Annotated in this window: 10 protein-coding genes; all 10 read right to left on the reverse strand. The window is 59.8% G+C overall.

Translation table 11 applies throughout. The annotated features are described in order from the left end of the window. Window positions 1–6: 6 nt before the first annotated feature. Window positions 7–504, reverse strand: a complete 498-nt coding sequence (locus tag NFR19_RS05700; RefSeq protein ID WP_251212826.1) for a YajQ family cyclic di-GMP-binding protein — start codon at window positions 502–504, stop codon at window positions 7–9. 65 nt (window positions 505–569) lie between these two features. Next, the gene (locus NFR19_RS05705; RefSeq protein ID WP_251212827.1) at window positions 570–1,643 is read right to left on the reverse strand and encodes a helix-turn-helix domain-containing protein; all 1,074 of its coding nucleotides are present in this window, start codon (window positions 1,641–1,643) and stop codon (window positions 570–572) included. Window positions 1,644–1,666: 23 nt separating this feature from the next. Then, window positions 1,667–4,165 carry an FtsK/SpoIIIE family DNA translocase gene (locus tag NFR19_RS05710; protein WP_251212828.1) on the reverse strand — a complete coding sequence of 833 codons (2,499 nt, stop codon included), beginning with the start codon at window positions 4,163–4,165 and terminating at the stop codon, window positions 1,667–1,669. A gap of 1 nt (window position 4,166) precedes the next feature. Beyond that, a complete protein-coding gene (locus NFR19_RS05715; protein WP_251212829.1) occupies window positions 4,167–6,113 on the reverse strand; it encodes a ribonuclease J in 1,947 nt (648 codons plus the stop codon). 44 nt (window positions 6,114–6,157) lie between these two features. Continuing rightward, on the reverse strand, window positions 6,158–7,057 hold the full coding sequence (gene dapA / locus NFR19_RS05720; RefSeq protein ID WP_251212830.1) for a 4-hydroxy-tetrahydrodipicolinate synthase: 900 nt from the start codon (window positions 7,055–7,057) through the stop codon (window positions 6,158–6,160). Window positions 7,058–7,146: 89 nt separating this feature from the next. Beyond that, window positions 7,147–7,920 (reverse strand): 4-hydroxy-tetrahydrodipicolinate reductase, encoded by a 774-nt coding sequence (gene dapB / locus NFR19_RS05725; RefSeq protein ID WP_251212831.1) that lies wholly within the window; start codon window positions 7,918–7,920, stop codon window positions 7,147–7,149. Beyond that, window positions 7,913–10,111 (reverse strand): polyribonucleotide nucleotidyltransferase, encoded by a 2,199-nt coding sequence (locus NFR19_RS05730; protein ID WP_251212832.1) that lies wholly within the window; start codon window positions 10,109–10,111, stop codon window positions 7,913–7,915. Before NFR19_RS05730 ends, dapB begins: the two co-directional genes overlap by 8 nt. 108 nt (window positions 10,112–10,219) lie before the next feature. After that, window positions 10,220–10,507, reverse strand: coding sequence for a 30S ribosomal protein S15 (gene rpsO, locus NFR19_RS05735; protein WP_251212833.1), 288 nt, complete (start codon window positions 10,505–10,507; stop codon window positions 10,220–10,222). 150 nt (window positions 10,508–10,657) lie between these two features. After that, window positions 10,658–11,431, reverse strand: a complete 774-nt coding sequence (gene recO / locus NFR19_RS05740) for a DNA repair protein RecO (RefSeq protein ID WP_251212834.1) — start codon at window positions 11,429–11,431, stop codon at window positions 10,658–10,660. 4 nt (window positions 11,432–11,435) lie between these two features. Beyond that, window positions 11,436–12,878 carry a PASTA domain-containing protein gene (locus NFR19_RS05745; protein WP_251212835.1) on the reverse strand — a complete coding sequence of 481 codons (1,443 nt, stop codon included), beginning with the start codon at window positions 12,876–12,878 and terminating at the stop codon, window positions 11,436–11,438. Between the last annotated feature and the right edge of the window lie 77 nt (window positions 12,879–12,955).

Below are 12,955 nucleotides of genomic sequence, written 5' to 3' on the forward strand. Positions count from 1 at the left end.
GTTTCCTTATCGGTAGTTGACGAACTGGAGCGGTTGGCCGAAATCAGCTTCGCGCAGATGTGCGATGACATCTTGCAGAGTATCGCGCGAGGCTGAGGAAACGCGAATCTTATCGCCTTCGATCTGCGTTTTGATCTTGAGCTTCAAAGCTTTGAGATCTTTGTTGATCGCCGTGAGGGTGTCCTTATCGATGCCGCTGATGATATGGCCTTCGCGCCGAACGTTGCCGCCCGAGATGCTTTGAGGCTCGCCCCATTGCACCGCCCCCAGCTCGATACCGCGGCGCACGAGCTTCGATGAGACGATGTCGATGACCTGTCCAGCCACGAAATCAGACGGTGCCTCCACCGTCATTTCGTGCTTCTGCTTGTCGAGCTCGACCCGAGCGCCGGAATCCTTCAGATCGTATCGCTGCGTCAGCTCTTTGCGCGTTTGCTGAAATGCGTTGTCGACCTCTTGCATGTCAACCTGGCTGACGATATCGAAGCTGTTCTCTTTGGCCATGTTCTCTCCTTGTGACTGAAGCCACATCATGCGCTGTGGCGGCGCTGTATTCTGTATTCCTTGCGTTACGAGCTCTCTTGCGAAGAGGACGACGAAGGAGACTGAGCGGAGCTTGAAGAAGATGACGATTGCGACGATGCCGAGGATGCAGACGAACTCGATGAATCGCCATGCTCATCTTGCCACGCGCGGAGTATCTGGCTGAAATCGACCGTGTAGGCGTAGTATTCCGAGCCGCTTTGACGCGCGAGCTGCACGTCGACGCCATCAACGGCAAGCTTGACTGGATCGGGATTGGCGGTACGAACGGTCAAGGTGCCCGTGACCTCAAACTCTTCGTCGTAAGGGCCGCTGATCACCTCGGAGAGCACCGTTTTATCGTCTTGCGTGATCTCCACCCATGACCTGCCACCAGCCTCAACGCTGAACGAAAGCAGAGCGCTCGTCGGCGGTTGGTCGGCCACGTCGGTGCTGCCCTCCCCTTCAGGATTTGAAGTGTCGGAAAAGCCCGAGATGGGGATATCGGGTACATCTTCGACAGCCTGCTTGTTGCTATTGAAGAGCACGATCAGCACGATGATGATGGCAACGAGCACCACCGCGATGATGATCCATACGGGCAAGCTCGGAAGCGAGCGCCCCGCACCGCGTGGATCGCTATAAATGCTGGGATACCCACCCGGCGTTGCCGCTCGGGCGGTCGCTCGCGACTCTCCGACAAACCCGTAGCCGCCCGAACGGCGCGAGCTGCGCGTTGTTCGCTCACGGGCGGAACGACTGCTGCGCTGGGTGCCTGATGGACGCCGACGGTCGCGCTCCGAACGCGGCGCAGTCGAGCTGCGAGCGCGTCGTGGGGCGTCATCATAGCTTCCTGCCCGGCTGCGCCCTGTCTCGTGAAGATGCACGGCATCTTGATACATGCCCGAGATGCGGTTCTGATCGAGTCCGACGGCGCGCGCATACGCCCGGATCATATTGCGCGTATATCCTTGGGCAGGCATGCGATCGAAATCGCTCTCTTCGATCGCACGAAGGATATCAGGACGAATATGGAGCCTGCGAGCCATGGTGGTGAGATCGTAGCCCTCGCGCTCGCGAGCGTCCCTCAACATGCGTCCGTATGAATCCTGCCTGGGCAAAGCCTGCCTCCTTTTCCGGATGGCTATGCGCCTGCTGCGTCCTGACCCTCGAACGCCTTCAACGTTTCCAATTCCAGCTCATCGACAAGAACCTCGCGAGGCTTTGATCCGTTAGCAGGACCAACGATCCCCTTCTCTTCTAACTGATCCATTATACGTCCTGCGCGTGCATAGCCGACCTTCAAACGGCGTTGAATGTTCGATGTCGACCCCATACCGGTAGACGCCACGATCTCAGCTGCTTCCCAGACGAGCGGATCGTCATCCGATGACGACGAACCCCCATGAGGGTCAGTAGCGCCGATGGTCTGGATATTGGTTTGGAGTATCTCGTGATGATAATCAGGCTCGCCCTGCTCCTTCACCTTGGCCACCACCGCTTCGATCTCATCCTCTGAGACGAAGCAACCCTGAATGCGCACCGGCTTGCCGTACTCGGGCTTTGAGAGCAAGAGATCGCCCAGCCCGATCAGATCCTCGGCACCCGTGGTGTCGATGATGACGCGCGAATCAATGCCTGAGGCAACGTTGAAAGCGATGCGATTGGTGATGTTCGACTTGATGAGACCCGTAACGACATTGGTGGAAGGGCGCTGCGTAGCCACGATCAGATGGATGCCAGCTGCGCGCGCGAGCTGAGCGATGCGACAGATGGAGAACTCAACTTCTTTGCCAACGGCCATCATGAGGTCGGCGAGCTCGTCGATGATGATCACGATATAGGGCATCTGCTCTGGCGCCTCAGCATCCTCATCAACAGCGAGCGTTCCAGATGCGACCTTTTGGTTGTACTGCCCGATATTGCGAACGCCTGCGGCGCTCATCACCTTCAAGCGGCGCTCCATCTCAGCCACGCCCCACGCCAGCGCGCCCGCTGCTTCGCGCGGTTCGGTCACCACGGGAGCGTAGAGATGCGGAATGCCGTTATAGGGAGTGAATTCGACGCGCTTCGGATCGATCATGATGAAGCGCACCTCGGCAGGCGTGGCGCGCATCAGGATGGACATGATCATGGCGTTGACCGATACCGACTTGCCCGAACCGGTGGTACCGCCGATGAGCAGGTGAGGCATTTTGGCCAGATCGGAGACAATGGATTCGCCCTCGACATCTTTGCCGATAGCGATCTGGAGCGGCCCGGCAGGTGCGTCGGCGAGCACTTCTGAGAGGTACACCGTCTCACGATGCGCGTTGGGAACCTCGATGCCCACGTAGTTCGTACCAGGGATCGGCGCGAAGATGCGAACCGATGAGGTGGCCAGTGCGAGCGCGATATCGGTGCTCAGCACCGTGATGCGGCTCACGCGCACCCCGGAGGGCAGATCGACCTTGAATAGCGTCACGGTAGGACCGGCCACCCATCCTACCACCTGAGCCATCACGCCGAAATCCTCGAGCGTTTGCTGAAGGCGCAATGCGGTCTGCTTAAGCTCCGCTTGCGTCGCACCGCTCTTCCTTGAACGCGCGGGCTTATCCAGAAGCGACATCGGCGGCAACTGAAAGCCATCTTGGGGAGCGGGAGCCGGCGTTTCGTTCGCTCGCGCCTTCGCTTTTGACTTCGTCTGAGATGGACGATCGTCCTCCACAGACGTCTGGCCGAGCTTGCGCGTCATGGGTTTGGTCTGCTGCGCATCCACGACGACCACATCATTCAGCGATACGGTCAGATTGGGATCCGCTGCCGGAACCACCGCAGGAATGCGCGCTGCGTCAGGTTTCAGCTTGCGCTTCTTCTGTCCTTGCGCAGGAAGCTGGCGCGTCACGAACGCATCATGCGCGCTCGCGTGAGCATCCGCCGCAACCGGTATATCGACGCCAGGTTGGGCAGGAGCGCCCTGGTCGGTCCTGCTGCGCCTGATGCGCGCAGGAGGCGCAGCGAACAGCGAACTCGAAGCGCTGTCGAAACGCTTGCTTGCCAGATCGTGCGCCTTGCGACGCGCTTTTTCGAGCAGCCGGGAGATGGAAAAGCCCACAATGACCAGGCCGATGATCATGACGCCTACGAGGATGACTCCCGTGATAACCCGTCCGAGCGCCACGATGCCAACCCAAGCGATGCCAGCACCGATGTAGCCGCCGTAGCGCTCTACCATGCTCGGCGAGAAGAGCAGATCGGGGTCATCGACACCAAGCGATGAGATGGGCGTGAAGAGCGCGATGAAGCCCAGGAGCGCGATGTAGAGCACTGCCATGCCGACCGCAGCCCGCAGGGAAAGGCGCTCGCGACCCTTGCGATAGAGAAAGGTGATGCCGATGATCGCCAAGATGAACGGCAGCACGTACGATCCAACGCCCAGCGCCAGATGCACCGCCGCCGAGAGCGCTCCGGTTACCACAGCGTCGTTATCGGGCATCGCAGCCATCAACATGAAGATGATCGCTGCGATGATGAACACAACCCCGGCTATGTCGCGCTTGGCATATTCGTCGAGGAAACCGGCCTGAGGCGTGCGTTCATCGAGCGGCAACCTCTTTTGAGAGCCGCTCCCCTTCGGCGTCGACGATGCCCGCTTACGAGCCAAATCAGCGAACCTCCAAGAGATTGACCACCACCATGGGGCGCTGCTTCGTCCGCTCCCACAAAAGCGACATGACCCGATCGCGCACCGCTTTGCGCACCTCTTTGAGCGAAGCATCCTTCTTGCCGAGAACGCGCTTGATGGCGCTTACCACCGAATCGGTCACTTCTTCGACAAGATAATCGTCATCCCCACCGGTGATGCCGTGCATCTCCAGAAGCGGCGCGCCCACGAGCTTGCGCGCTTTCATGTCGAGGGCGCAAGCCACGCTCGCAAACCCTTGGTTGCCAAGCTCATTGCGCTCATCGAGCACATCTTGCGAAGTATCACCGACCGAAAGACCGTCAACGTACACGATGCCAGATTGCACACCCTCGCCACGCTCGACCCCTGCCGGTGTCAACGTGAGCGCATCGCCGTTCTCTAGTATGTAAATGTTCTCTTCTGGCACACCAGTGGCTGCTGCGAGCCGCGCATGCGCGCGCAGATGCGATGCCTCGCCGTGAACCGGCAGAAACGCGGTCGGCTTCACCATGGACAGTACGATCTTGAGTTCCTCGGCGCCAGCATGACCCGACACATGCACTCGTGCGCGCGATTTGTCATAGACGTCCGCGCCGATCTTCGCCAGAGAATTGACCACGCGCGTGACCGCCTTCTCGTTGCCGGAAACCGGCGTAGCCGAGATGATCACGGTGTCCCCACGTTCGATATCGATGGTCTTGTGCTCGCCGTTCGCGATGCGCGCGAGCGCCGAGAGCGGTTCGCCCTGGCTTCCCGTGCACATGATGACCACGCGCTCTGGAGGAATATCGCTGATCTCATACGCATCGATGAGATCCTCATCAGCGATATGCAGATATCCCAATCGACGCGCAATATCGGTGTTCTGGATCATCGAGCGGCCGGTCACGACCACCTTGCGGCCATTCGCCACCGCCGCATCACAGATCTGTTGCATGCGATGAATGTGGCTTGCGAACGACGCGATGATGACACGTCCGGTCGCTTGGGAGATGATCTGGGCCAACGTCTTGCCAACCTCAGCCTCGGATGGCGTGAAATTGGGGTTCAGCGCGTTGGTGGAATCCGAAAGCATCAGATCCACGCCCTGCTCGCCGAAGCGCGCAAGGGCTGCGAAATCGGTGGTGACCCCGTCGATGGGCGTTTGATCCAGCTTGAAGTCGCCCATATGCAGGACGTTTCCGGCGGGACTTTGGATGAACAGGCCCACCGCACCGGGGATGGAATGGTTCACCGCGAAGAAATCAACGGTCATGCACCCCAACTTGATCTGCTGACCCGGTTTGATCTCAACGAGCTTCGCGTTTTTGATCTTATGCTCGGCGAACTTCCCTTCGATCAGCCCTAAGGTCAGTTTGGTCGCATAGATGGGCACCGTGCGGTCCAGATCCTTCAACAAATACGGCAGCGAACCGGTATGGTCCTCGTGCCCATGGGTCACCACAATGCCTCGTAGCTTATCCGCATTCTCGAGCACATAGGTGTAATCGGGAAGGATCAGGTCGATGCCGGGATGATCGTCGTCGGGAAACATCAGTCCCGCATCGTCGAGGATCATATCGTTGCCGCATTCAAAAACGGTCATGTTCTTGCCGATGGCATCCAAGCCGCCCAACGGTATGATCTTGAGCTGCGCATCCGCCGCACCGCGGCCGCGCTTGAACTCGCGCTTTCCGCGATCATCGCGACGCCGTTTCGCCTGTTTGCCGTCACGGCTCAAGTGCGGACGCTTATGCTCGATGCTGACATGCTTATATGAGCTCGTATCCTTTTTCGGTGCTGAGGCTTTGCTGCCCCCTTGCTTTTTCGTGGTACCGCTGCGTTCGCTTTGTTTGGAAGCATTCCGAGCGCGAGTGCGATTGCTTCGTGTCTTCGGACGTTGCTCCGCGTTGTGCGCAGCCGGTTCCTTCCGATGAATCTCTGTCATGGTTCTCCTTGAAATGAGCATGCCCTTGCATCAGGGCATGCGGTTCAATCGATAAGGGCGCACGCGCGCATGATCGCCTGCAGCGTTGCAGACTGCTCGGGCGTTGCGTCAACGAGCGGCAGGCGCACGCCGCCTACGGGAAATCCTGCAAGCGCAAGCGCTTCTTTCACGAGGATCGGGTTTGCGGTCGCGAACAAGCCTTCCATGATCGGCATGAGCGCCTCGCTTGCCGCGCGTGCCGCATCCCAGTCGTGCGCAGCGCAGAGTTCGCACAGCTCGTGCATGCGTTCAGGAGCCACATTGCCCAGGGTGGATATCACGCCCGAGCCTCCCCGACGCATGATCTCATACGTTGCCGCATCGTCGCCTGAATACACGTCGAAGTCCGCAGGCATCCCATCGATGATGGCCTGGATCTGATCCATGTTCCCCGAGGCTTCTTTGATGGCGACGATGCTGTCGCAGTCGTGAGCAAGCCGCAACGTGGTCTCTGCGGTCATGTTGATGACGCATCGGCCGGGAATGTTATAGAGCACGATGGGCAACTCGACCGCATCGGCGATCGTCTTGAAATGAGCGTAGAGCCCTTCTTGAGGTGGCTTGTTGTAGTAAGGCACCACGCACATGAAGGCATCGACGCCGCATGCAGCTGCGTCGCGCGCGAACGAGACGGTATCAGCAGTGCAGTTGTCGCCAACGTTGGCGATGATGGGCACACGGCCGCCCGCTGCGTCCACCGCCGTGCGAAACAGCTCGATCTTTTGCGGATAGAACACCGTAGGGCTCTCGCCGGTAGTGCCATTGATGACCAGCGCATCGCTGCCACCTACGATCAGGCGGTCGACCAACTGCTCGACCCGAGCAAGATCAAGCTCTCCAGCCTGGTCGAACGGTGTCACCATAGCCGGAATCATGCGTCCGAAACGGGGTTGCGATTGTGTCATGTTCTGTCTCCTATGCGCATGCGGACGATCCCATCGCCCGATATAAGCGAATTATAGCCCACCGTAGCGTAACCGCCTTCGGGCGCCCCTCAGGCATCCATCAAACGCTCAAGCCCGATAACAAGGCCATGAAGCCGCCCGACCGAGCGGATGCCGAGCAGAACGCCGGGCATATACGAGGTGCGATCCCACGAATCGTGGCGAATGGTCAGCGTTTGGCCCATCGAACCGAAGATGACCTCTTGGCTCGCAACGAACCCATTCGAGCGCACCGCGTGCACCGGCACCCCTTCAACGAGCGCACCGCGTGCACCGTGCGCGCCCTCAAGCTCGGTTTCGCGTCCTGGCGCATGAGAGGTGTGCTCGCCACGACCTTGCGCGATCAGCTTCGCGGTGAGCATCGCGGTGCCCGAAGGCGCATCCTTCTTGTTGCAGTGATGGTATTCCACCACCTCGGCCTCTGGAAAGAACGGAGCTGCCGCCTTCGCGAACTGCATCATGAGCACTGCGCCGGTGGTGAAGTTCGGAGCGAAGAACAGACATGCTCCATCCGTGGCCTCCGCCGCTGCATCTTCGAGCGTCTCACGCGAAAGACCCGTTGTGCCCACCACGCAATCAATGCCCGCTCGCAGTGCTGCGCGAACATTGCCCTCCACCACCGCAGGCTGCGTGAAATCGACCAGAACGTCAAAGTCGGCAGCCGCAAGCGCTTCTTCGATCCTCGCATATATCGGGAAATCCCCCGAAGAGGTGGCATGGGGGTCGATCCCACATGCCACCATCATGTCATCAGAGGCCGTGACCGCATCAACGACCGCGGTACCCATGCGGCCGCAGCAACCGGCTATCGCTACGCTAATCATTTGAGCGGTGACTCCGCCGCGGCGTGCGGCTGCCTTGACCAGGACGAGGCTTGGCATCGTTTGCACGAGTGCGCTCACCGCCGTTTTTGCCCGCACCCGCTGGCGCATCCGGCTTATCCAGACGATCGAGCGATATCTTGCCCGTCTTCGGGTCAACCTCGAGCACCTGCACCTTCACCGTGTCACCCAAGGAGAGCACATCTTCCACATGTGCCACACGCCCATTCGCCACACGCGAGATATGCAGCAAGCCATCCTTGCTCGCCGTCAGCTTCACGAAGGCGCCGAAATCTTTGATGCCCACAACCTCGCCATCGTAGATCTCGCCTGCTTCAGGCTCTTTCACGATATCGAGGATCATAGCCTTCGCGGTATCCCCTGCCGCACGATCGACCGCACCGATATGAATGGTGCCGTCCTCTTGGATATCGATGGAAGCGCCCGTTTCATCCTGAATACCGCGCACGACCTTGCCGCCGCTGCCGATAACGTCGCGGATCTTATCCACGGGGATCACGATGGTCTCGATGCGCGGCACCGTGTCGCGCACTTCCTGGCGCGGCTCGGAGATCGTCTGGAGCATGGCATCCAAGATGAAGGCGCGGCCCTCGCGAGCCTGCGTGAGCGCGCGCGAGAGGATGTCCACGGAAAGACCTTTGGCCTTGTTGTCCATTTGCAGCGCCGTGATACCGCGCTCGGTTCCGCACACCTTGAAGTCCATATCGCCCAAGAAGTCCTCAAGCCCTTGGATATCGGTCAGGATGACCGTTTGGTCGCCCTCCTTGATGAGCCCCATGGCAACGCCTGAAACAGGTGCTTTGATGGGCACGCCCGCATCCATCAGCGCGAGCGTAGAACCACAGGTGGATGCCATGGACGACGATCCGTTCGATTCCAGGATCTCCGAGACGACGCGAATGGCGTAGGGGAACTCTTCTTCGTTGGGAAGCACCGGCAAAAGCGCGCGCTCGGCAAGCGCACCATGGCCGATCTCGCGGCGCTTCGGAGCGCCCATGCGTCCCGTCTCGCCGGTGGAATACGGCGGGAAATTGTACTGATGCATGTAGCGCTTATGGTCGGCCGGGTCGATGGTGTCAAGCCGCTGCCATTCGTTGAGCATGCCGAGCGTACAGACCGACAAAGCCTGGGTCTGACCGCGCTGGAACAATCCCGAGCCATGCACGCGAGGCAAATACCCCGGCACGATGTGAAGCGGACGGATCTCGTCGGCCGCACGACCATCGGCGCGCTCCCCGGTCTCGATGATCATCGTACGCATGGCATGTTTTTCGAGCGATTTCAGAGCCGCGGCAATATCGCTTGCCCACGCAAGACGCTCTTCCTCGGAGAAGCTCTCTTCCTTGATCGTTTCCTTCAAAAGCTCGACTTTGGCCATGCGCGCCTGCTTATCAGCGTCTTTCAGGCACGCCTCCATCTCCGCGCCATATGCCGATACGCGCTCAGCGATGACCGGGTCAGGCTCGTGGATGGTGTATTCCATCGGTACGGGGTTCGCCCGAGCGATGAAGGCGGCTTGCCGCTCGCAGAACTTGCCGATGGCTTCCTGCGCAAACGTCATGGCCTTGAGCATGTCCTCTTCGGATATCTCATCGGCGCCAGCCTCCACCATGGAGATGTAATCGGCGGTACCGGCCACCGTCAACTCCAGGTCGCTGTTCTCCATTTCAGCGTACGTTGGGTTCACGATGAACTCGCCCGTATCGCGATCGCGCCCGATGCGCACGGCAGCGGCAGGACCATCGAAGGGAGCGCCTCCCACCAACAGCGCCGCGCTCGCACCACCGACCGAGATGCAGTCGGGCGGGTTTTCCCCGTCCACCACGAACGTCGTGGCAACGATGTGCACCTCGTTCTTATAACCATCCGGGAAACCCGGGCGGATCGGACGATCGATCATGCGCGCGATCAGCGTACCCTTGTCAGAGGGTTTCGCCTCACGTTTGAGGTAGCCACCCGGAATGCGGCCGACCGCATACATCTTCTCCATGAAATCGACCGTCAGCGGAAAGAAATCATAGTCTTTCTGCTGCTTGGAGACCACAGCGGTCACCAACACGCTGGTCTCTCCGCAGGTGGCCAGCACCGCGCCGGTTGCCTGCTTGGCCAACTCCCCGGTCTCCAAGCGGTACTGCTTTCCGTACAGTTCAAACTCTTCTACGATCTTCGTCATCTTCTCTTCGTTCCTTCTGTTACCTCAGCGGCCCCATTGCCGCCTTCACCTCATATGGCATACCTGCCGCTATTGCAACGGGACCCGCACCTGCGGGTCCCGATCCTGCTAGATGTTATCGCGGATGCCGAGCTTCTTGATCAAGGCGCGGTACTCGTCGATATCGCGGCTCTTGATGTACTTCAGAAGGCCACGCCGTTTACCGATCAGCTGCATGAGGCCGCGACGCGTATGATTGTCCTTCTTGTGCACCTTCAGATGCTCGGTGAGGTTGCGAATGCGCTCCGTCAGGATCGCGACCTGCACCTCGGCGCTGCCAGAATCAGCTTCGCCCTTTCCGAACTCCTTGATCAACTCTGCGGTCTTGTCCTTGCTGATGCTGAACTTATTAGACATCCTGTCCACCTTTCATCTCATGCCGTAGCGGCAACTCTTCCCCGTTCGTCTCTGGGCGGACAAGCGGTGGTCGCATGAAAGCCAAGGGACGAATGCACTGTGAATACACAGCCTGTCAATGATAGCGCATCTACCCTGCCGATACAATGATCACCATGCGATGCCCGCATTGCCATCCAAGAGAAAATCGAGCGAGCGAATGCGCGACCCTACATGGAATCGGCTCCAATCGCGGCAGAGCTCGAGCACAGCCCGGGCACGCATCCCCTGATCTCCCGCCGCGACAATCGCATCGAAGGTCGCTCGTAAAAGCGCTGATGCTACCTGCACCGTTGCCGTATCAACAGGCCATGCGCTTACCGTATCAGCGCACGACACGCAAACCGAGCCTCCCTCTTCAACCGAAAAAGGCGTTCGAGACGCATCAGCGTTGAGGGGGCCTCCGCAAACCGCACAGTGCGAAAGCTGTGGTGCTACACCAGTGAAGGCGAAGAGCTTCAAAAGCACTGCTGCCGTGCACGAGAACACGACGGCTCCCTGCGCTCGATCGAGCGTCCGAAAGGCCGCCTCGATCATGTCGAAGAGGCGCGCATGCGGCAGATCGACCTGCGTCACACGCTCACAGAGCTCTGCGATGCATGCTGCGCATGCCGCTTTTTCCACGTCGCTGCGAAACGAGGGATACGACGCAGAGAGACGCGCTTCCTTCACAGTGTCAAGATTGCGACCGACCGAGCACAGCACATCCACCGTATTGGCGATCTCGATCTTGCCAGCCAGAGCGCCCCCCGGCTTGCGAGCACCCTTCGCCACCGCGCGCATCTGACTGCCATCGGAAGCCAGGAAGGTCACGATGAGGTCCATCTCCCCAAGCTTGGTCTTGCGCACTACGATGCCGCGCGCACGGTAGGTGGGATGTGCCACGGTGCTATCCGCCCTGCTTGAGCGGAGGCTCTACCGAAGCGATCTGGTTGCTCTCCGTCCAGGTCATGGTTCCGTTGACGGTTTGATAGTTGCCGTAACGGGTCTCGGTCTGCGTGCCGAACCACGTGACGGTTTGAATGGGGCGCACTGTGATGGAGAACGCGCAGCTATTGCCGCCCTCGTAGGCGACCTCTCCCACCTTGCTCATCTCGTAGAGTTGACCGTCCATGGTGAGCGTGGGCGAGTCGGCGAAGAACTGGCGCGTCAGCTCAACCAGTTCAACGGAGCGGTTGTGCGCGATGGAGAGCGCTACCGTTGACCCGGAAGCCAACACCGTGCCCGCAGCTGGATCGGTCTTGACCGCCGTGCCTTCAGGAGCGTCTTCGGTGTTGTAGCGCTGCACATTGACCGAATACCCTTCAGCCTCGAGCGCATCGACTGCTTCCTCTTGGCTCTTTCCGGTTACATCAGGCACGCGAAACGGTTCTGCTACCTCAAGCGTTATGAGCGCATCGGCACGTGAGCGTGTGAGCGCCGCCGGGGTCACCGTAAGCACCGTATCGGCCGGTTCGTTCGATTTGGCGCGCGTCACCTCAATGTTGGTGAATCCATTCTCCCCGAGAAGCCCTTGGGCCTCTTCGAGCGGCTTGCCCACCACCTCTGGGATCACGCGCGCGATGGAGATGCGCACCGTCACCGTAGCGCCTTCTGCCATGCGCGACCCTGCGGCGGGATCGGTGGAGAGCACGATGCCCTCCACTTCATCGGAGACCACCTCTTCCACCTTCACGCGAAACCCCGCCTCCTGGATCATGTAGGTAGCATCCATCTGCGACATGCCGATGACGTTGGGTACGGATCGACCACCCAGAACATGCGCTCCTGCCGTGATAGCGATGATGATGGCGGCGATCAGGCATGCGATGAGCGCGAATATGATCGCTTTGCGCTTTGAGAAGCGTCGACGTTTGGCATGATGGGTTGCAAGGGCGCTCTCATCCGCTACGCGGTAACCGCCCGCATGCTCCTGCTCGACGGGCATTGCTTCGACTGGCACTGCCTCAGCAGCCTCATCCTTCTGCTCGAGCACCTCGAGCGGCTCGGTGACCACATCGGCGGTATTGCGCCCCGCCTCATCAATGACCGGAAGATAGACCGGCTCTTTGACGACGGCAGAAGCCGCAGCTTCATCCTCGTCATCGTCTGCATCGGGCAGCTCGATCGTAGGTGCGCTACTTACCGTGACCGGGCGCAAAAGCCCCAGGTCGATCTCGTCATCCTCTTCCTCGAATGGATCGGGCACCGGATCGAACGGCTCAGGCGCCAACACCTCGCGAACAGGCGCGCGCATGCCCACCACCGGATCGACGGTGGGCAATTCGTAGCCACAACCGTCGCAAAAACGGGCGCTCTCCCGATTGGGGGTTTGGCAATTCGGACAGATCATCTACGCATGCTCCATATATCGTGTATTCGCGCAATGGGTTGAACCGGGTTCATTCTATACGAGCGCGCACCTCTCGA

Source organism: Adlercreutzia murintestinalis (assembly GCF_943192905.1).
GTDB classification, from domain to species: Bacteria; Actinomycetota; Coriobacteriia; order Coriobacteriales; family Eggerthellaceae; genus Adlercreutzia_A; species Adlercreutzia_A murintestinalis.